Raw genomic sequence first — 20,232 nt, 5'->3', positions numbered from 1 at the left:
AGAGTAAGGCTTATCCTTGTGCGGCGCGGGCTTATCCGAGCGCGGCAAGGGCCGGGAACATTTCCAGCAGCCAGTAGGAGAAAGCGGCAAATCCGCCTGTCAGCATCAGCAGGCCGATGGTCCAGAGCAGAAGCCCCATGACCCGCTCGATCTGTTCCATATGCCGTTTCATCCAGGTCATGAGACCGCCCAGACGCGGCAGGAACGCCGCCACCAGCAGGAACGGCACCCCAAGTCCGATGGCATAGACCGCAAGAAGCAAGGTGCCCCGGCTGACCGATGCCTCGGCCGCGGCAAGCGACAGGATCGCACCAAGCTGCGGGCCGATGCAGGGGGTCCAGCCGAAGGCAAAGGCGAGGCCAAGAATATAAGCCCCAAAAGAGCTGCCTCCGCGGTCGCCCGCGTCCATGCGCGCCTCCCGGTCGAGAAAGCCGATCCGGTAGATACCGATGAAATGCGCGCCGAAAATCATCACGATGACCCCGGCGATGGTGTTGAACCAATCCTGATAGGCCAGGAACATCATGCCCGCCGCAGAGGCCGCGAAGCCGAGGAAAAGAAACACCGTGGAGAGGCCCAGCACAAAGAACAGCGCGGGCACAACCGCGCGGCGGCTTTGTGCGCCGCTGTCGGAAAGCTCGGACATTGTCACCCCGCTCATGTAAGCAAGATAGGGCGGCACGATGGGCAAGACGCAGGGGCTGAGGAAAGAGATAACCCCCGCCAGTAGCGCCACGATCATGGCGGGCAGCAACGCCGCGTCGATGATTTCGATTCCGAACATATCCCCCACATAGTCCTATTCACCGCCTGCGTCACGTGGCCAGAAGTCACATCCCCGTGGACAAGATGAAACAAGCGGCCTATGTCGCGGCTAAAGCGTTTCGTGAAACACCTGACCCCCTGCGTTTCGCGACGCGCAGCGAAACCCGCGTATCTTGCGCATGCTTCGGCTCAGGTGATGTCTCAGGTTAAAGGCGAAACGGTTTATGGATGCGGATGACACGATAGATGCACGCGGTCTGCTCTGCCCGCTGCCGGTGCTGAAGCTGCGCAAGCGGATGAAAACGCTCGCCCCGGGCGCCCGGGTGACACTTTGGGCCGACGATCCGGCGGCGGTGGTGGATGTGCCGCATTTCTGCAGCGAGTCCGGCACCACGCTCGTCTCGATGACCGAGGCCGAGGGGTATCAGGTCTATCTTCTGCGCAAACCCGGCTGAGAAACCGTAGGGTGCGTGATTTCACGCACCCCACGCTGATCTTTGATTACCGGCCGATGGCCCACCAGCCCCGGCGCTTGGGCTTGTCCGCGTTATCCTGGCCCTCGCCTTCGGCGTTCGCGACGGCGGCCTCGGTGACAGACGCCTCCTCAGCGACCGGCTCCGGCTCGGCCACAGGCTCGGCTGCGGTTTCGGCGGCAACAGCAGGCTCGGGCTCCGGCGCGGGCTCTCCGGCCGCCTCAGGCTCTGCTGGGGCCTCTTGAGGCTCTGCGGCGGGCTCGGCTTTCTTGCGCCGTGTCCGGGTCGGCTTTTTCTTTGGCTTCTCCGCGGCCTCATCTTCTGCAGGCGTGTCCTCTGCAGGCGTGTCCTCCGCAACAGGCGCTGCATCGGCTTCGGCCTCGACAGATGCCTCGGATGGGGCCTCGGACGGTGCCTCAGCCCCCTCCGCGTCCTTCTTGGCGGGTTTGCGGCGCGAGCGGCTGCGCTTGGGCTTGGGCGCGTCTTCCGCATCAGCCTCGGCAGGTGCCGCGTCAGGCTCACTTGCCTCTGCGGCCTCGGGCTGCTGCTCCTCGCTGTCGCCAGATGTCTCGGCGTCCTGCTCCTGGGCGTCTGCCCCGTCCCTCTGCGACTTGGGCTTGCGGCGGCGGCGGCGGCGGCGCTTCTTGGGCTTGGTCTCCTCGCCCTCTCCCTCCGGGGTAACGGCATCGGTGGCCTGCGCCTCGTCCTCGTCCACCTCATCCATGATCGAGCTGTCCACCGACACGACCGGGGCGACCGCCTCGGGCACGACCCGCGTGGCGGTCTTGAACTTCTCAAGGCTGAAATCGGGGCTGACCAGCATCGGATCGCCTTCGATCCGTACGCTCAGACCATAGCGCGCCTCAATCTGCGCCACATGTTCGCGCTTCTGGTTCATCAGGTAATTGGCGATACCCACAGGGCATTTCACCAGCACCTCGCGGGACCGGCGGCGCACGCCCTCTTCCTCGATCTGGCGCAGGATGGAGAGCGCCAGGTTGTCATCCGAACGGATCAGGCCGGTGCCGTGGCAGGCCGGGCACGGCTGTGTCGTGGCCTCGATCATGCCCGGACGCAGACGCTGACGGGACATCTCCATCAGGCCGAAGCCCGAGATGCGGCCCACCTGGATGCGGGCGCGGTCGGTTTTGAGCCGGTCCTTCATGCGCTTTTCGACGGCGGCGTTGTTCTTGCGCTCGTCCATGTCGATGAAGTCGATCACGATCAGGCCGGCAAGGTCGCGCAGGCGCAGCTGACGCGCCACCTCGTCGGCGGCTTCCAGGTTGGTCTTGAGCGCGGTCTCCTCGATCGAGCCTTCCTTGGTGGCCCGGCCAGAGTTCACGTCGATCGCCACCAGCGCCTCGGTCACACCGATGACGATATAGCCGCCCGATTTGAGCTGCACCGTGGGGTTGAACATGGCCGACAGGTACGATTCGACCTGATAGCGCGCGAAAAGCGGCATGGCCTCGGCATAGTGTTTCACGTTCTTGGCGTGGGACGGCATGATCATTTTCATGAAGTCCTTGGCGATGCGATAGCCGCGCTCGCCTTCCACCAGAACCTCGTCAATCTCGCGATTGTAAAGGTCGCGGATCGAGCGTTTGATCAGGTCGCCTTCCTCATAGATCTTCGCGGGTGCGATGGATTTCAGCGTCAGCTCGCGGATCTGCTCCCACAGGCGCTGAAGATATTCGTAGTCGCGCTTGATCTCGGATTTGGTGCGCTTGGCCCCCGCGGTGCGGATGATCAGGCCCGCGCCCTTCGGCACGTCGATCTCGTTCGCGATTTCCTTGAGCTTCTTGCGGTCCGGCGCGTTGGTGATCTTGCGGCTGATGCCGCCACCACGCGCGGTGTTGGGCATGAGCACGCAATAACGGCCCGCAAGGCTGAGATAGGTGGTCAGCGCCGCGCCCTTATTGCCGCGCTCTTCCTTGACGACCTGAATCAGCAGGATCTGGCGAACCTTGATGACTTCCTGGATCTTGTAGCGGCGCGGGCGTGGTTTGCGCGGCGGGCGGATGTCCTCGTGGTCGTCGTCATCGGCCACGGATTCGATATTCTCATCCTTGGCCGTGGCATCGGCGCGACGCGGTTTGTCATCGTCTTCATCCGCAGCTTCCGCATCTTCGGCGTCGGCCACATCGACCACGTCCGCATCAGGGGTCACGTCCGCGTCGACCTCGTCGGCCTCTTGCGTGTCCGCCTCGGCGGTGTCCTCTGTGTCGTCCGAAGGCTCCTCAACCGGGGTTTCGGCCACGGTCTCCATCGGCGACAGGCCCTCGTCGCTCTGCGCGGTCTCAGCGGTGTCGGTATCGGCCTCGTCACCCAGATCGATCGTCTCCATCCCGGAAATCTGATCGTCGGACACTTCGGTCGAGACAACCGCATCCTCGGCCTGGGTCTTTTCGGCCTTCGACTTGGAGCGAGAGCGCGACCGGCGCGTGCGCTTGGGTTTTTCCTCTTCTTCCTCGTCGCGGCGCTTCATGGCCTCGGCATATGCGCGCTCTTCTTCCATGAGCGCTTCGCGGTCGGCGAGCGGGATCTGGTAGTAATCGGGGTGGATCTCTGAAAAGGCGAGGAAACCGTGCCGGTTCCCGCCGTAATCGACAAAGGCCGCCTGAAGCGACGGCTCGACCCGCGTTACCTTGGCGAGGTAGATATTTCCGGCGAGTTGCCGTTTGTTTTCGGATTCAAAGTCAAATTCCTCAACCTTGTTTCCGTCAACCACCACGACGCGGGTTTCCTCCGCGTGGGTGGCATCGATAAGCATTTTCTTAGCCATTGTTTCCTGTTGCACGATGCCAACAGACCCATCGCCCCCGGGGGCGCGGCTGTCAGATCATCATGTCCAATAGTGGCGAGGGGAGCGACGGCGGTGCGGGCGACCGGCTGGCCCCCTGCTCTCACCTTTGTCAATGTCGCGCCTTGCATCGCGTTGGTCTCCGACGGCACATCGTTATGTGCAGCCCGTTCTAGGCCCCAAGCGCTCGCGATATCCGTTCACGCCCGTGGGCTGTTCATCTGACCCTGTTATCTAGGATCACATTTTTCGGTCTGTTCGTGGGGTGGTCAAAGTGACACCAGGCCACCGATCACCATAAACAGAAAAACTCACCGGGATTTTGCGCATAGCGTCATGGCAACCGCCCGTACCCCTACATAAGATGGGATGGGCCGGTTTTACAATCCGAAAGTGCAGGAGGGCAGCGACCGGCGCTGAATTTTTTCCGTCCAGACGTGGCGCATCCGATGCGCGGGCGGCCCGACATCCTGCCTCGTCCTGTCAGTTATCCTGGCACTGTTCGGCAGGGAAGTATGCGCTTTTCATCGGTGCCGCGCAGAACCAGCTGCGCAGCCGGTCGCGATGGACGAACAAGGGCGGATCATAGGTGTGACGGCTTGAGACCGGCCAAATAAAATAGGGCTCCACCGAATACTGCGCGGTCAGCAAGCGCAGGATGGGTGTCTGACCCGGCTCGGGCCAGCCCTCGAAAACCATGTAGGAAAACCGGATGTGGCGGGCCAGATCTTCGGGCAGGCCAAAGGCCTCGGCATAGTCGAGGGTTAAAAAACTGTCATCGGTCAGCACCGTGTAATCGACTTGTGGGATCTCGGTGCTCTGCGAGACCGGATCAGGCAGGGCCAACCCGCTATCGCTGATCTCGGGATCTGTCAGCGCCACGCGATGCACCTCTCTTCCGGCTGCAATGGCCTGAAACGGCCAGGACAGCTCGGGATGCCCTGCTCTGAGATTATCGGCCGCCGCCCAATACACCTCGGCCAGACCGCCGTGGCGCAACGCGTAATCGCAAATATCCCTGCCGCAGATTGTCGATTCGGTCTCCACAAAGATCACCCGTTTTCCCGCGAAATCGAGCGTTTCCGGCACAAAGGAAGCCGCCTGTACCGCCGCACCGATCCGCGCGGCGTGCCACTGACTTTTTGCCGCCGGTATGACGCCCGCGGCCACCAGGCCGACCAGCACCAAACAGCCCAAAATCTTGTAGCCCTTTCGGATCAACACCCAGGCGAGCAGCAACATCGCCAAAACGAAAAGCGCAAAGCCTCCGTACAGGATCAGATAGGCAATGGCGTAACCTGATCCGTTCATGTCAGATGTCCAAAGATCATCCGAGCCCCTGAAAGCCAAAGCGTATGGCGGCGGGCTTTGGGATCATGCTGACCTGTCGCGCGCAGCAAATCCCAGCCATCCGCGGCGGCCGAAGGGCAAACACAGGAACGTTGTTGGCCAGCACCAGACAAGCGACGACCGAGAGGGACAATTACTGTGACAAGCGACACGCGCTTGCCAGTCCCGCGCGTCAACCAAGATAGTCCGAGCGCTGAAGCCCGTATTTCGCCATTTTCTCGTTCAGCGTCCGGCGCGGCAGGCACAGCTCTTCCATCACGGCAGCGATAGAGCCCTTGTGGCGGCGCATGGTGTTGTCGATCAGCATGCGCTCGAAGGCTTCGACATATTCCTTCAGCGGCTTGCCTTCGGTGGTCATTACCGGCTGCATGTCCTGATGATCCGACATCAGCAGCGAGGCGATGGTGCCACTGCCCCGGCGCTCCTGCAGCACGGCGCGTTCGGCCACATTGTAGAGCTGGCGCACATTGCCGGGCCACGGGGCCTGGAGAAGCTGGGCGGCTTCCTGTGCCGTCACCTGGGGCGGCTCACAGCCATAATCATCGGCAAATTCCTCGCCAAAACGGGTGAACAGCGTCAGGATATCCTCGCCGCGCTGGCGCAGCGGTGGCACGGTGATGCGCAGGCTTGCCAGCCGATAGAAGAGATCGGCGCGCAGGGCGTCCTCACAGGTCCGGTCCTGTTCCTGCATATTGCAGATCGCCACGATGCGGGTCTCGGGCGGCGTGCCCTCTTCGTTGATGAATTTCAAGAGCTTTGCCTGGGCCGCATCGCTCAGCGCCTCGATATCCTCCAGCACCAGCGTGCCGCCGCGGGCCTCTTCGACCGCGGGAAGCTGGCTGTCATCGACCTGCATCGGGCCAAAGAGCCGCTTGATCAGCGCGTCCTCTTCAAAGCCGGAGCAGCTTACCAGTACGAATTTCTTGCCCGCGCGCGCGCCGACCGCGTGCAGTGCATGAGCCACCAACGTCTTGCCGGTGCCGGTCTCGCCTTCGATCAGCACATGCCCGTCGGCCTGACCCAGATCGAGGATATCCTCCTTGAGCCGCTCCATCACCGGGCTGGAGCCGATGAGCTTTTTCATCAGCTGCCCGCCTTCGGAGAGCTCGCGGCGCAGCGCCCGGCTGTCGAGGGTCATCCGGCGCGCCGTCGTGGCCTTCTTGGCCAATTCGTTCATCCGGTCCGGGTTGAACGGCTTTTCGAGGAAATCATAGGCCCCGATCCGCATCGCTTCGACCGCCATGGGCACATCGCCGTGGCCGGTGATCATGATCACGGGCAGAGAACTGTCATTGCCCATCAGCTTTTTCAGGAACTGCATTCCGTCCATGCCGGGCATCTTGATGTCGGTCACCACAATGCCGGGATAATCCGGACCGATCCCCTTCAGCGCCTCCTCGGCGCTTGGAAACGCCTCGGTGTCATAGCCCGACAGCGCCAGCCACTGGCTGATCGACTGGCGCATATCCTTTTCATCGTCGACGATGGCAATCTTCATGGCGGCTGGCATGGCTCGTTCACTCCGCAGCTCTGGTTTCTTCCGGTAAGATAGGAAGCTGCATTTCAAATACAGCCCCCCCGCCCGTGGCATTTCGTGCCGTCAGGCGTCCGCCCAAGTCGTTGACGATCCCCGAGGAGATCGCAAGACCCAGCCCAACCCCGTCGCCGGGCTGTTTGGTGGTGTAGAAGGGCTCAAAGAGGTTCTCCAGATCCTCGATCCCATGACCATTGTCGCGCACGGTCAGCACCGCCGTCTCGCCCGCTGCGAGCAGGATCTCGATCCTGGCATCGGGCACTGTCCGGGTCGCGTCGAGCGCATTGCGCAGCAGGTTGATCATCACCTGTTCGATCCGCACCCGGTCCCCCATCACCAACACCGGATGATTGGGGATCGCCCGGCTGATCTGAACCTTCCGCTGGCGCAGCTGCGGCTCCATCATCGCAAGCGCCGAAGACAGCGCATCGCCCATATTTACAGGCGTAAGCGTCTGTCCGCTCTGGCGCGCGTAAGATTTGAGCTGCTTGGTGATCGCCCCCATCCGCTCGATCAGATCGTCGATCCGCTGGAACGATCCCACCGCCTCTTCGGGGCGGTTGCGCTGCAGCAGAAGCCGGGCGCCCGCGAGGTAGGTTTTCATCGCGGCAAGCGGCTGGTTCAGTTCATGACTGACCGCCGCCGACATCTCGCCCAGAGCGGCCAGTTTGGAGCTTTGCGCCAGCGTCTGTTCGGCCACGGCGAGGTTTTCCTGCACGCGGCGGCGCTCGGCGATTTCCCGCTGGAGGCGCGCGTTCAATGCGCGAAGCTCTGCCGATTCCCGCTGAAAGACGGCCATGCGAAACGCCGTTTTGCGACTCAGAAAATAGAATGCCAGTGCCAGCAGAATCGCGAAGACCATGATTTCGAGCGCCAGGACACCGTTCACTTTCTCGCGCACGCTGGCATAGGTGGTGAAGGACGCGATCCGCCAGCCCCGGAAGGCCACGCGCCCCTCCACCCGCATCACCGCCTCGCCTTCGAGATAGGCATCTGCTGGCACCATCGTCCAGTCGGCGGTGGCCTGGATCGCGCGGCGAATGGCCGAGGTCACGGGTTCACGCGCCAGCGCCTCGGCTTCCTTCAGGCCGCGCCACCGCGGCTCGGTGGCCAGAATGATCGTGCCTTCGCTGTCGGTCACCAGCACGGCGTCGGAAATGCCGGCCCAGGCGCGTTCATATTTCTTCAGATCGATCTCGACGACGATCACGCCGACAAGCTGGTTCTGACTTTCGATTCGCCGTGAGTAGAAGAACCGGTAATTGGTTGTCTCATCGGGCAGGACGCTGAAAATCGTGTCAACCGAACGGGTTGCATCGACATAATAGGGAGATTGCCGGTGATTCAGGCCCAGCAGATTGCGCTCGGTCGACGCCACGGCACGCCCGTCATTGTCCAGAAGCGTCAGCGCCTTTGCCCCGATCTCGTCCAGAAAAGAGATGAGCCGCGCCGTGGATTGCGCATAATCGCCGGAGTTCAGCGCCGAGATCAGCGCCGGGTCACGCGCCAGAAGCTGCGGCACAATCGCGTTCTGGCGCAATTCCGACAGCAGGTTCCCGCTATAGAGCGCCAGCCGAAGCTCGGCCCGGTTGCGGGTGTTCTCGGTGAAACGGTCGGTCAGCAGGCGGTTGGTCACCGACACGACCGCAATCGCCAGCACAACCAGCAAAAGCAGCGCCGCGCGGGATCGCCAGCCCGTCGTGCGCATCCGTTTGACCGGTTGAGAGATCGGCGCGTCGCTCATGGCAACAAGCTACGCCTAAGGGGCGTGCGGCTCAAGTCAGGCCTGCACCAGAGCCCCCACCATGCTGGCGAACATCGCCGCACCGTCGGTGCCGCCATGGGCGGCTTCGGCGCGACGCTCGGGGTGCGGCATCATCCCCAACACCCGCCGGTTGGACGACAGAACCCCTGCGATGTCTTGCATCGAGCCGTTCGGGTTGTCCGTATAGGTAAAGGCGATCCGGTCGTCGCCCTGAAGCCGCGCCAGCGTTTCGGCATCGACATGGTAATTGCCGTCATGATGGGCGATCGGCACGGTGATCTCCTGGCCTTTCTTGTAGCCGGAGGTAAAGATGCTGTCGGTGGTTTCAACCCGCAAGCCAATGTTCTTGCAGATATATTTCAGACCCGCATTGCGCAGAAGCACCCCGGGCAGAAGCCCCGTTTCGGTGAGCACCTGAAACCCGTTGCAGACGCCGAACACATAACCACCCTTCTCTGCATGTGCCTTGACCGAGCGGCAGATCGGCGAGTTGGCCGCAATCGCCCCGCAGCGCAGGTAATCGCCAAAGGAGAAGCCGCCTGGAATGCCGATCAGGTCCACCCCCTGCGGCAGGTCCTGATCCTTGTGCCAGACCATCGATACCTTCGCCCCTGCACGCTCCAGCGCGACGGCGAGATCACGGTCACAATTCGATCCGGGAAAGGTGATGACGGCAGCATGCATGGGATCAGATCCTTAGGTTGCAAAATCGGTGATAACGGCCACGCCCGGCGGCGCGGGATGATCGAACGCGGCCAGCTCGTCACTGGCCTGGGTGAGAGATACCCTGCGGGTCACCAGCGGCGCAAGGTCCACATGGCCCCCGGCGATAAGATTGAGCAGATCGGGGTAGCGCCAGCTTGGCATGCCGCGCGTTCCGTGAATACTGAGCTGCCCGGAATAGAGCGCATCCATAGGCAGGTTCATCGTCACATGCTCGCCCGCGGGCATGCCGATCTGCACCATCCGGCCCAGTTTGCGCAGGCTGCGCATGGCCGCCACGGTGGTGGTCTCGATCCCCAGCGCCTCGATGGCGACATGCGCGCCGCCTTGGGTGATCTCGCGCACGGCGTCCGTGGCCCCGGTCCGGGCGGCATTCACCACGGCATCGGCCCCAAGAGAGGTGGCATAGTCAAGCTTGTCCTGCACCACGTCGACCACCACGACCCGCGCACCAAGCGCCCGGCCCAGAAGCAGCGTCGATATCCCAACCCCACCCCCGCCAAACACGGCCAGCCACTCGCCCGGCTGCACCTGCGCACGACCCACCAGCGCCTGCCAGGCGGTTGTCACGCGACAGCCAAGCGCTGCTGCAACTTCGGGCAGCAAACCATTGGGAAGGCGTGTTAAATTCGCATCCGCATGCGCCACGGCGATCAGTTCGGCAAAGGCACCGTCACAGGTGAAGCCCGGCACAACCTGGTCGGTGCAAATCGTCTGATGCCCTGCGGCGCAATCCGGACAGCCGCCGCAGGCAAGGATAAAGGGGGCAATCACCCGATCGCCGACCTGCCAGCGGGTCACGCCCTGGCCCACGGCCACCACCTCGCCGCAATATTCATGACCCGGGATCATCGGCAGTTGCACATCCGGGTCCGCGCCTGTCCAGGCATGCCAGTCGGACCGGCAGATGCCACAGGCCAGCACGCGCAAGACAACCCCACCTTCGGGCGGGCTTGGGTCAGGCAAGGTTGTGATGTTCAGGGGCGCGCGCCAGCCGGTGAGCTGTGCCGCGCGCATGGCTTAGCCCATCTCCACCGAGTAGCTTTCGATCACCGTATTCGCCAGCAGCTTCTCGCACATCTCGCGCACGGTGTCCTCAGAGGTGCCATCGGCCAGATCCAGCTCGATCACCTTGCCCTGGCGCACGCTCTCGACCCCGTCAAAGCCAAGCTGGCCCAACGCATGGCGCACCGCCTCGCCCTGCGGGTCGAGCACTCCGTTTTTCAGCATGACATGAACGCGGGCTTTCATAGGGCTCTCTCCGGGCTTAGTTGATCAGTGTCGGGCGGGTCATGGGCGTTGCCCCCTTGGGCAGCACGCCAAGGCGCTTGGCAACTTCGGTGTAGGCATCCGTCAGGCTGCCCAGATCGCGGCGGAACACATCCTTGTCAAGCTTCTGACCGGTCTCGATATCCCACAGCCGGCAGCTGTCGGGGCTGATTTCGTCCGCCACGATCAGGCGCATGAAATCGCCCTCATAGATGCGGCCGATCTCGATCTTGAAGTCGATGAGGCGGATGCCCACGCCGAACATGATCCCCGACAGGAAATCATTGACCCGGAGTGCCAGGCTCAGGATATCGTCCATGTCCTGCTGGCTGGCCCAGCCGAAGGCGGCGATATGCTCTTCGGTGACCAGCGGATCGCCCAGCTTGTCATCTTTGAGGCAATATTCAACGATCGGACGTGGCAGTTGCGTGCCCTCTTCCAGCCCGAGACGCTTGGCCATCGTGCCTGCGGCAAAGTTGCGCACGATCACTTCCAGCGGCACGATCTCGACCGAGCGAACCAGTTGCTCGCGCATATTCAGCCGTTTCAGGAAATGCGTCGGCACCCCGATATTGTTCAGCCCGGTCATGAAATATTCGCTGAGCATGTTGTTCAGCACGCCTTTGCCTTCGATCACCGCCTTTTTTTCGGCGTTGAAGGCGGTGGCGTCATCCTTGAAATACTGGATGATCGTGCCCGGCTCGGGGCCTTCATAGAGGGTCTTGGCCTTGCCTTCGTAAATCTTCTTGCGTCGTGTCACGGGTGCACTCCGGTCAAAGCGCCGGGGCCATCCCGCGCGCCGTTGCCGCCCTCATAGTGCAAGGGGCCGATTGCCGCAAGATGGCGCGAAGCCCCTTGCGCAGCCGCGCGCGGGATTGCATATCTGACTGGAACCGAAACGCAGGCCCAGGGGATACGCCGATGAGCACCTTTGACGATCGCGAAAGCGCCTTTGAAAACAAATACGCCCATGACGAGGAAATGCAGTTCAAAGCGGCTGCGCGCACCAACAAGCTCCTGGGTCTCTGGGCCGCTGAGCTGATGGGCAAGACCGGCGAGGCCGCAAACGCCTATGCCAAGGAAGTCATCATTGCCGATTTCGAGGAAGCCGGCCACGAGGATGTCGTGCGCAAGGTGGCGGGCGATCTGGGCGATCTGGCCGATGCCGATACGGTCCGCAACAAAATGACCGAGTTGAGCGCCATCGCCAAGGAACAGGTGATGAACGAGGCGGACTGACCGCACACCCTGACTGGCAGGATCTTGGGAAAACGCGGCACGATATGCCGCGTTTTTCTTTTGGAACCGGTGCCTCTTAAGCCTTCGCTAATCCATTCCCCATAGGCTTGCCCACGGGGTCAGGCGAAGGGGATTCACTTGCGCAATCTGGTTGTGATTGGTCTGGCGCGGGCCAGGCCGCTTGCCCGTCTGTTGGTGCCGCTGCTGATCGGCGCGGGCTGTCTCTGGCTCCTGTCCCGGCAGATGGAGCGGAGCAGCCTGGCAGGCATCGGTCCGGCACAGGCCACCCTGCCCCTGCCGCAGTGGATTGGAGCGCTTGCGGCGACCGCGCTCAGCTTTTGGGCGCTGGGACGCTACGACGTGATCTTTCATCGCATGATCGGCACCGGCACGCGCGATGGTGACGCTGTGCTCAGCGGGGCCTCTTCCATTGCCATCGCTCAGGTTCTGGGCATGGGGGTGCTGACCGGGGCGTTGGTGCGCTGGCGTATCCTGCCCGGGCTGAGCCCCGCACAGGCCACCAAGATCGCGTTTGGCGTCGCGGTCAGCTTCCTGATTTGCCTGCTGGCGCTGGTGGCGATCATGGCCTTTGTCGCGCCGTCGCCTTTGGCGCCGACGCCACTTGCAGCCGTTGTTATTTTTATCATATTTATCTGTATTATACTGGGCATTCTTTATCCTGAAACAACACTCCTGAAGCATCGGATAGCGGCCCCGCCGCTGCGTGCCGCTCTGTGGATGATGCTGTTCTCGGCACTGGATACAGCGGCGGCCGCGACGGCGCTCTATCTGCTGTTGCCCACGGGCAGTGCCCTGGCCTGGCCGGTGGTGTATATGGCCTATCTGCTGTCGCTATGCGCGGCGCTCTTCACCGGGACGCCGGGCGGGGTCGGGCCATTTGAACTGGTGCTGCTGACCTGCCTGCCTGCAGTGCCCGAGGCAGAGCTGCTGGCCGGGATCGTGGCGTTCCGGCTGATCTATTATGCGCTCCCGGCACTTCTGGCCATTCGCTTTCTTGCGGTGCCGCTAAGGCACCCGCCCCGCGCGCAGGATGGTTTGCGCCCGCTGAGCGACGCGGCCTTGCATGAAGCCCCGCGCGCCGAGCTGGGGGTTTGCCGTCAGAACGGGGCCCGCTCGCTGAGCTTCGGCGGGGCTGAACTTGCCGTACTTACGCTGCCGCAAACCGTCACGGCGCTGTTTGATCCCCTGCGCGGGAAAAGCCGCGCCATGCTGCCCGCCCTTGCCGCTCAGGCCCAACGCGAAAACCGCTGGCCCCTGGTCTACAAATGTAGCGCCGGGATGGCGCTGCACGGGCGGAAACTCGGCTGGTCCGTTTTGCACATCGCCGATGAGGCGGTGATAGACCCGCTGCGGTTCGACCCCTCCGGACCTGCCTTTCGGCAGTTGCGCCGCAAACTGCGGCAGGCCGAAAAAGCCGGGATCTGCGTGGCCCGATGTACCGAACCGCAGCGCCCGGAATTGCGCCGGATCGACGCCGAATGGCAGGCAGAAAATGGTGCGGCTCGCGGGCTGTCCATGGGCCGGTTCTGCCCGGGGTATCTGCGCGATCACCACATTTATATCGCCCGGCATGGGGATGAAATTGTTGGATTTATCAGCCTTCACGCCAATGCCCAGGAGGTCTGTCTCGATCTGATGCGCACAAGAGCGTCAGCACCGAATGGCACGGTGCACCTGATGATACAGACCGCGATTTCCCAGGCGGCCGCGGCGGGGTATCGGCGCTTCTCTCTTGCGGCGCTGCCCTGTCGCGCGGGCCCGGATGACAGCCCCCTGCGCCGCCTCGCGCTGCGGCTTACGCGGCCCGGCAATGCCGAAGGGCTTGCGCGCTTCAAAAGCTGCTTCGCCCCGCGCCTGCAACCGCTTTACGCCATGGCCCCGCATGGCCCGGCCCTTGCGCTGGGTCTCGCCGATCTTGCCCTCGCCATCAGGCGCGACGGTTCAGACCGGGTTCATGATGATCATGAAGAAAATGCATTTGCGCCGGCGGCTCAAACGTGAAAAATCGGGTCAACGTCATCAAAGGCTGGCCAATGACCAACGCATTTACCGATATGCTGAGTTCCCGCGAGTGGATCCTGGCAGACGGTGCCACGGGCACCAATCTCTTCAACATGGGGCTCAGCTCGGGCGACGCGCCCGAAATGTGGAATGATGAGCACCCTGACCGGATCAAGACGCTCTACTCGATGGCGGTGGATGCCGGGAGCGACCTGTTTCTGACCAACTCTTTCGGCGGCAATGCCGCCCGGCTGAAGCTGCATGGCGCGCAAAAGCGGGCACATGAACTGAGCCGTATTTCCGCTGAGATCGGCCGCGATGTGGCCGATGCGCGGGATCGTCCTGTTGTCGTCGCGGGCTCGGTCGGCCCCACCGGCGAGATCATGGCGCCCATGGGCTCGCTGACCCATGAGCTGGCGGTCGAGATTTTCCATGAACAGGCCGAAGGTCTGAAGGAAGGCGGCGCCGATGTGCTCTGGCTCGAAACGATCTCGGCTCCGGAAGAGTACAAAGCGGCGGCCGAAGCGTTCAGGCTGGCCGACATGCCCTGGTGCGGCACGATGAGCTTTGACACCGCCGGGCGCACGATGATGGGCCTCACATCAGCCGATATGGCCGACATGGTCGAAAAACTGCCCTACAAACCGCTGGCCTACGGGGCAAATTGCGGCGTCGGCGCCTCGGATCTGATGCGCACCGTGCTTGGCTTTGTCGCACATGGGCATGCACGGCCCATCATCGCCAAGGGCAATGCCGGTATTCCCAAATATGTCGACGGGCATATCCACTATGACGGCACGCCGGACCTGATGGCCGATTATGCTTGTCTGGCGCGCGACGCCGGGGCCAAGATCATCGGCGGTTGTTGCGGCACCATGCCCGAGCATCTCAGCAAGATGCGCGCCGCCCTGGAAGAGCGCCCGCGCGGCACCTCCCCCAGTCTGGATGAGATTACCGAGAAGCTTGGCGCGTTCTCCTCTGCCGTGGATGGCACTGAGGAAGGCAGCGAGGCGCCCAAGCGCCGCTCCCGCCGTCGGCGCTGACATCGGCGGACTGGTTCCGGGCATTCTCTCCGGGCTCTATCGAGGGCATGCCGGGCCTTTCCCGATGTCTTTCCACTGCGCCTGCCTGAGCCGCCCTGCCCGCTCAGAAAAGAGCAAGCTGATCTCCTGCCCGCGCAGGCGGCGTGAACAGGTCACACCGCAGCGCGGGTTGCCTGCGATCCAGCCCGTGCCGCCGCGCCGCAACCTTGAACCGAGCCGCGATCATCTCAGCATAGGGTCCGCTGCCACGCATCCGGCGGCCCCACTGCGCATCATAGTCCCGGCCCCCATGCATGGCGCGCACATGGCCCATCACACGCGCCGCACGGTCCGGAAAATGCGCCTGCAGCCACTCCTGAAACAGCGGCGACACGTCCCGCGGCAGGCGCAGCATGATCCAGCTTGCCGCCTGCGCTCCGGCCCCGGCCCCGGCGGCGAGGAGGGATTCGAGCTCGTGATCGGTCAGCCCCGGGATCAGCGGTGAGGTCATGATCCGGACCGGCACGCCTGCGTCGCTGAGCCGCCGGATCGTTTCGAGCCGTCGCGCCGGGCTGGGCACGCGCGGCTCCATCCGGCGCGAAACCGCCGGATCGAGACTGGTCACTGACACACCGACACGCACCAGCCCCCTGTCCGCCATGGGTGCAAGGATATCGAGGTCGCGCTCGATCAGAGTACCTTTCGTGACAATCGCCACCGGATGGTTGAAATCACGCAGCACCTTCAAACAGTTACGCATTACTCTTTGCGTGGATTCTATGGGCTGATACGGGTCCGTATTGGTGCCGATGGCGATCGGCGCCACACGATACGCAGGCGCATGCAGCTCTCTCGCCAGAAGCTCGGGTGCGTTGGGCCGGGCAATCAGACGCGTCTCGAAATCCAGCCCCGGCGAAAGGCCCAGATAGGCGTGGGTCGGACGGGCAAAGCAGTAGATGCAGCCATGCTCACATCCGCGATAGGGGTTGATCGATCGGTCAAAGGGCAGATCCGGCGAGCTGTTATAGGTGATGATCCGCCGTGCCCGCTCCTGTCGCAGTTCCGTCCTCAACGTCACAGGGGCCTCATCGCGCGCCCATCCGTCATCCTCATAGCGCATGGCAAGCCGCTCGAAACGACTCTCGGCATTGCTGCACGCAGCGCGCCCGGCGCGCCTGATATCGGGGTCAAATGTGTCCTGCGACATAGCCCAAAAGTGGAACATTTGATGAACATTTGCAATAAGCTCATAAGGGTATTGAATAGTTTTCACCCCAATGCCGTTCAAAATTCAGGTATAAGTCGGTGCAAGCTCTGGCAATGTCGTATTTCAACCAGCCCAAATGCGGCCTTTTGACCATATGCTCCTCATGGAAACCGCGCGCGGGCGCGACACGCTTAAGGAATGCACATGTCTGACGAAGAAGACGATATCATCCTGTCGGAACTGGACGACGAAGAGCTTGTCCAACAGATGTTCGACGACCTTTACGACGGTCTCAAGGAAGAGATCGAGGAAGGTGTGAATATCCTGCTGGAGCGCGGATGGGAACCCTATAACATCCTGACCGAGGCGCTTGTGGGTGGCATGACCATCGTCGGCAAGGACTTCCGCGACGGCATCCTGTTCGTGCCCGAAGTGCTGCTGGCCGCCAACGCGATGAAGGGCGGCATGTCGATCCTCAAGCCGCTGCTGGCCGAAACCGGCGCACCGCGCGTGGGCAAGATGGTGATCGGTACGGTGAAGGGCGACATTCACGACATCGGCAAGAACCTTGTGTCGATGATGATGGAAGGTGCCGGCTTCGAAGTGGTCGATCTGGGCATCAACAACCCGGTCGAGAACTACCTCGAAGCGCTCGAAGCCGAAGGTCCGGATATTCTGGGTATGTCGGCCCTTCTGACCACCACGATGCCTTATATGAAGGTCGTGATCGACACGATGGTCGAACAGGGCATTCGTGACGATTACATCGTTCTGGTCGGCGGCGCGCCGCTGAACGAGGAATTCGGCAAGGCGATTGGCGCAGATGCGTATTGCCGCGATGCGGCCGTGGCTGTGGAAACGGCGAAAGACCTCGTCGGCCGCAAGCACAACCAGGGCGCCACCGGCTGATCCGGGCACGCCATGCAAGCTTGAGACGGCCCGGCACATCGCGCGGGCCGTTTTCCTTTCAGGAGTGCGACAATGACCGCCCTGCCCGATGACCGGACCCTGACCGAACATGGCCTAGCCACAACCGGGCAAGGCCGGATTCTGCTGATTGCCTGCGGCGCGCTGGCGCGCGAAATCCTGGCGCTGATCCGGCTGAACGGTTGGCAGCACATGACATTGACCTGTCTGCCCGCCAAGTACCACCTGACCCCCGAAAAGATCGTGGACGCGGTACGCGAGGCGGTGGACAAGCACCGCAAATCCTATGACCGGATCTTTGTCGTCTATGCCGATTGTGGCACCGGCGGGCTGCTTCAGGCCGAATGCGACCGGCTCGGGGTCGAGATGATCGCGGGGCCGCATTGCTATTCCTTCTTTGAAGGAAATGACGCTTTTGCCGCCCACGGCGACGAGATAACCGCCTTTTATCTCACGGATTTTCTGGTCAAGCAGTTCGACGCGTTTGTTTGGAAACCGATGGGGCTCGACAAGCATCCGGAGCTGCGCGACATGATCTTCGGCAATTACACCAAACTGGTCTATCAGGCTCAGACCGAGGATGCCGCTCTCGAAGCCAAGGCCCGCACCTGCGCGGAACGGCTCGGGCTCGAGTATGAATATCGCTTCACCGGCTATGGCGATCTGGCCACGTCACTCTCCGCGCTGAAAACCTGAACCGAATCTTCACCTCCCGCGCATAAGAAAATTCGTACGAATTTTCTTGGCCCCGGAATGACGGTTTCACGCCGCCTCGGCCGCCACGCTCCGAATCCGCTCGATCATGGCCCTAAGCCCGTTCGAGCGTTGCGAAGACAAGTGATCGTTGAGCCCGAGCCGCGCCAGTTCCCCACCTGCATCCACGCCGGGCACCTCTGTCACGGGCAGCCCGTTGTAAAGCGCGCGCAGCACCGCGATCAGCCCGCGCACGATCATCGCATCGCTGTCACCGTCAAAGGAAAACACGCCACTCTCGATTCTGGGGTGCAGCCAGACCTGGCTTGCGCAGCCATCCACCTTGGTTGAGGGAACTTTCAGGGCGTCCTCCAGCGGCTCCATCGCCTTGCCGCGATCAATCACATAGCGATAGCGGTCTTCCCATTCGTCCAGAAACTCGAAATCGGCAACAATCTCTTCAAAGGCGTCGGTGGCCATGGTCCTGTCCTTGTATCCTGCGCCTCATGAGGTAAGCCCAGCCCGCACCGAGGTCCAGCCCCGCTTACATCTTTTCTTCGCGGCCCGGATAGGGTAGCGATGGGAAAAGCAACGAGGTCCGGGGCAGATGCGCAGACTTACCACCCTTCTGGTCATTTCCACGCTGGTGCTCAGCGCCTGCAGCGGCTGGCGCGACAGCCGCGTAAACCCCTCGAACTGGTTCGGCAAGAGCCGCTCGGCCCCAGCGCCGCAGGCCACCGCCGCAAATCCCAACCCGCTTATCCCTGAACAGGTCGGCATTTTCCGCCGCGACAAGCGCGCCGTTTACGAGGGCACCCTGCTGGATGAGGTCACCGATGTGGTGGTCGAACGCACCTCTACCGGCGCTATCGTGCGGGTGACAGGGCAGTCGCGACTGCAGGGAGCGCATGACGTGCGCCTGACCTCGGAGACCGATGGCAAGCCGGTCGATGGGGTGCTGAGCTTCTCGCTCAAGGCGATTCAGCCTCAGAACCAGGGCGTCGGCACGCGAGAAGGCCGCACCGTTCGGGTCGGGCGCTATATCTCGCGCCAGGTGCTGGAAGAGACCAGCACGATTCGCATCGTGGCCGAGCGCAACGTGCGCACCACGCGTCGGCGCTGACCCCAGGATTTGCCAAGCCAACCTTAGCGCATTGGAACTGATCCGGTGGCGCCGCTCGTCTCGCCCTGCCCTAGTCGTCCAGTTCGATGATGCGAATATTCTGCCCCCTGGTGGCCAGCCCGATCTCGCCATTGCACAGACGCATGGCATCCTGGCCAAACACATCCGCGCGCCAGCCCTTGAGGGCCACGGCATCGCGCTTGCCCGCGGCGATGGCATCAAGATCGGCCGCCGAGGCGATCAGCTTGGAGGCCACGCCATATTCTTCCGTCTTGGCCTTCAGAAGGACCCGCAGCAAGTCGGCCAGCGCCGGGTTGACCTGCAACTTGTCGCGCCCCTGTCCGGTTTTCGGCAGCTTGTCCGGCGGGCAATTTACCCCGTCCTTCACCGCCGCAAGGATGCCCTCGGCGATGTCGCCCTTGCGGGCCTCGCGCAGCAAAAGCCGCGACCGCCCGAGATCCTGCGGCGTCATCGGCTTGGTCGAGGCCAGCTCGGTCAGCGCATCATCCTTGAACACCCGAGAGCGCGGGATATTGCGCGATTGCGCATAGGATTCGCGAAACCGCGCCAGTTCGCGCACGATGGCCAGGAATTTCGGCGAGGGGTTGCGCGTCTTGACGCGGCGCCAGGCCTCATCGGGGTCCACGACATAGGTGGCCGGATCGTTGAGGATCTGCACCTCCTCGGCCACCCATTTGGCGCGGCCGGTCTCTTCGAGCTTTCGGGCGAGAAACTCGTAGATCTGGCGCAGATGCGTGACATCCGCCAGAGCATAGCTCATCTGTGCCTCGCTCAGCGGGCGGCGCGACCAGTCGGTAAAGCGCGAGGATTTGTCGAGCGGCTGCTTCGCGATCTTGCGCACCAGCGTCTCATAGCCCGCCTGTTCACCAAAGCCACAGACCATCGCCGCCACCTGCGTGTCAAAGAGCGGCACCGGGATCAGGCCCGCATCGACATAGAAAATCTCAAGATCCTGCCGCGCCGCGTGAAAGACCTTGACCACATTGGTGTCCCGGAAAAGCTCATAAAGCGGCTCCAGAGACAGGCCATCGGCCAGCGGGTCCACCAGCACGGCCGTATCATCGCCCTTGCCCGGCATGGCGAGCTGCACGAGGCAGAGCTTGGAATAATAGGTCCGCTCTCGCAGGAACTCGGTATCGACGGTCACATAGGGATGCGCCGCCGCCGCCTTGCAAAAGGCCGCGAGATCGTCGGTGCTGGTGATGATGTTCATCTGGGAAATTCTGCTTCTTGATCGGCCCTCGGTTGTCCGTCTTATAGGACCGGCCCGGGGGAAAGGAAATGCCACAGCCGCTT

Annotated in this window: 19 protein-coding genes; 7 read left to right on the top strand and 12 right to left on the bottom strand. The window is 62.6% G+C overall.

The genetic code is table 11. The features are described 5' to 3' along the window. Positions 1 to 31: 31 nt before the first annotated feature. Positions 32 to 784, bottom strand: coding sequence for a cytochrome c biogenesis CcdA family protein (locus EI983_RS08545; protein WP_157706953.1), 753 nt, complete (start codon positions 782 to 784; stop codon positions 32 to 34). Between the two features lie 205 nt (positions 785 to 989). Between EI983_RS08545 and EI983_RS08540 the strand changes: the two genes are divergently transcribed. After that, positions 990 to 1,220: a sulfurtransferase TusA family protein gene (locus tag EI983_RS08540; RefSeq protein WP_157706952.1), complete on the top strand. Its 231-nt coding sequence runs from the start codon at positions 990 to 992 to the stop codon at positions 1,218 to 1,220. A 46-nt stretch (positions 1,221 to 1,266) separates the two neighbouring features. On the opposite strand, the gene EI983_RS08535 is transcribed toward EI983_RS08540, so the two are convergent. The 8 genes from EI983_RS08535 to purC all read right to left on the bottom strand — a co-directional run bounded on the left by EI983_RS08535 (position 1,267) and on the right by purC (position 11,442). After that, entirely contained in the window at positions 1,267 to 4,023 is a 2,757-nt protein-coding gene (locus EI983_RS08535) for a ribonuclease E/G (RefSeq protein ID WP_157706951.1), read from the bottom strand. Positions 4,024 to 4,524: 501 nt separating this feature from the next. After that, entirely contained in the window at positions 4,525 to 5,352 is an 828-nt protein-coding gene (locus EI983_RS08530; RefSeq protein ID WP_157706950.1) for a hypothetical protein, read from the bottom strand. Positions 5,353 to 5,563: 211 nt separating this feature from the next. Next, the gene (locus EI983_RS08525) at positions 5,564 to 6,901 is read right to left on the bottom strand and encodes a sigma-54-dependent transcriptional regulator (protein WP_157706949.1); all 1,338 of its coding nucleotides are present in this window, start codon (positions 6,899 to 6,901) and stop codon (positions 5,564 to 5,566) included. Positions 6,902 to 6,908: 7 nt separating this feature from the next. Beyond that, positions 6,909 to 8,669 carry a sensor histidine kinase gene (locus EI983_RS08520; protein WP_157706948.1) on the bottom strand — a complete coding sequence of 587 codons (1,761 nt, stop codon included), beginning with the start codon at positions 8,667 to 8,669 and terminating at the stop codon, positions 6,909 to 6,911. A gap of 36 nt (positions 8,670 to 8,705) precedes the next feature. Then, the gene (gene purQ / locus EI983_RS08515; RefSeq protein WP_157706947.1) at positions 8,706 to 9,374 is read right to left on the bottom strand and encodes a phosphoribosylformylglycinamidine synthase subunit PurQ; all 669 of its coding nucleotides are present in this window, start codon (positions 9,372 to 9,374) and stop codon (positions 8,706 to 8,708) included. Positions 9,375 to 9,386: 12 nt separating this feature from the next. Beyond that, positions 9,387 to 10,430, bottom strand: a complete 1,044-nt coding sequence (locus EI983_RS08510; protein WP_157706946.1) for a zinc-dependent alcohol dehydrogenase family protein — start codon at positions 10,428 to 10,430, stop codon at positions 9,387 to 9,389. 3 nt (positions 10,431 to 10,433) lie between these two features. Next, positions 10,434 to 10,664 (bottom strand): phosphoribosylformylglycinamidine synthase subunit PurS, encoded by a 231-nt coding sequence (gene purS, locus EI983_RS08505; protein WP_157706945.1) that lies wholly within the window; start codon positions 10,662 to 10,664, stop codon positions 10,434 to 10,436. A 16-nt stretch (positions 10,665 to 10,680) separates the two neighbouring features. Beyond that, positions 10,681 to 11,442, bottom strand: coding sequence for a phosphoribosylaminoimidazolesuccinocarboxamide synthase (gene purC / locus EI983_RS08500; protein ID WP_157706944.1), 762 nt, complete (start codon positions 11,440 to 11,442; stop codon positions 10,681 to 10,683). 161 nt (positions 11,443 to 11,603) lie between these two features. On the opposite strand from purC, the gene EI983_RS08495 reads away from it, so the two are divergent. From EI983_RS08495 to bmt, 3 genes are all read left to right on the top strand, one after another. Next, the gene (locus tag EI983_RS08495; RefSeq protein WP_157706943.1) at positions 11,604 to 11,921 is read left to right on the top strand and encodes a DUF1476 domain-containing protein; all 318 of its coding nucleotides are present in this window, start codon (positions 11,604 to 11,606) and stop codon (positions 11,919 to 11,921) included. Between the two features lie 138 nt (positions 11,922 to 12,059). Then, complete coding sequence (locus EI983_RS08490) at positions 12,060 to 13,943, top strand: phosphatidylglycerol lysyltransferase domain-containing protein (protein ID WP_157706942.1); 1,884 nt, start codon at positions 12,060 to 12,062, stop codon at positions 13,941 to 13,943. Between the two features lie 32 nt (positions 13,944 to 13,975). After that, a complete protein-coding gene (gene bmt / locus EI983_RS08485; protein ID WP_157706941.1) occupies positions 13,976 to 14,986 on the top strand; it encodes a betaine--homocysteine S-methyltransferase in 1,011 nt (336 codons plus the stop codon). 103 nt (positions 14,987 to 15,089) lie between these two features. Here the strand turns inward: bmt and EI983_RS08480 are convergent, their stop codons facing one another. Further along, the gene (locus EI983_RS08480; RefSeq protein ID WP_157706940.1) at positions 15,090 to 16,190 is read right to left on the bottom strand and encodes a PA0069 family radical SAM protein; all 1,101 of its coding nucleotides are present in this window, start codon (positions 16,188 to 16,190) and stop codon (positions 15,090 to 15,092) included. A gap of 186 nt (positions 16,191 to 16,376) precedes the next feature. On the opposite strand from EI983_RS08480, the gene EI983_RS08475 reads away from it, so the two are divergent. Together EI983_RS08475 and EI983_RS08470 are read left to right on the top strand one after the other, a co-directional pair. Beyond that, on the top strand, positions 16,377 to 17,081 hold the full coding sequence (locus EI983_RS08475) for a corrinoid protein (protein ID WP_157706939.1): 705 nt from the start codon (positions 16,377 to 16,379) through the stop codon (positions 17,079 to 17,081). Between the two features lie 72 nt (positions 17,082 to 17,153). Continuing rightward, positions 17,154 to 17,795 carry a DUF1638 domain-containing protein gene (locus EI983_RS08470; RefSeq protein ID WP_157706938.1) on the top strand — a complete coding sequence of 214 codons (642 nt, stop codon included), beginning with the start codon at positions 17,154 to 17,156 and terminating at the stop codon, positions 17,793 to 17,795. Between the two features lie 66 nt (positions 17,796 to 17,861). Here the strand turns inward: EI983_RS08470 and EI983_RS08465 are convergent, their stop codons facing one another. Further along, complete coding sequence (locus EI983_RS08465) at positions 17,862 to 18,272, bottom strand: SufE family protein (protein ID WP_157706937.1); 411 nt, start codon at positions 18,270 to 18,272, stop codon at positions 17,862 to 17,864. A gap of 127 nt (positions 18,273 to 18,399) precedes the next feature. On the opposite strand from EI983_RS08465, the gene EI983_RS08460 reads away from it, so the two are divergent. Beyond that, positions 18,400 to 18,915 (top strand): hypothetical protein, encoded by a 516-nt coding sequence (locus EI983_RS08460; protein WP_157706936.1) that lies wholly within the window; start codon positions 18,400 to 18,402, stop codon positions 18,913 to 18,915. Positions 18,916 to 18,985: 70 nt separating this feature from the next. On the opposite strand, the gene rnd is transcribed toward EI983_RS08460, so the two are convergent. Further along, complete coding sequence (gene rnd, locus EI983_RS08455; RefSeq protein ID WP_157706935.1) at positions 18,986 to 20,149, bottom strand: ribonuclease D; 1,164 nt, start codon at positions 20,147 to 20,149, stop codon at positions 18,986 to 18,988. Between the last annotated feature and the right edge of the window lie 83 nt (positions 20,150 to 20,232).

This window comes from Roseovarius faecimaris (genome assembly GCF_009762325.1).
Classification (GTDB): domain Bacteria; phylum Pseudomonadota; class Alphaproteobacteria; order Rhodobacterales; family Rhodobacteraceae; genus Roseovarius; species Roseovarius faecimaris.
Note: the sequence above shows the minus strand (reverse complement) of the source record. Positions and strands in the feature narration are given on the sequence as shown.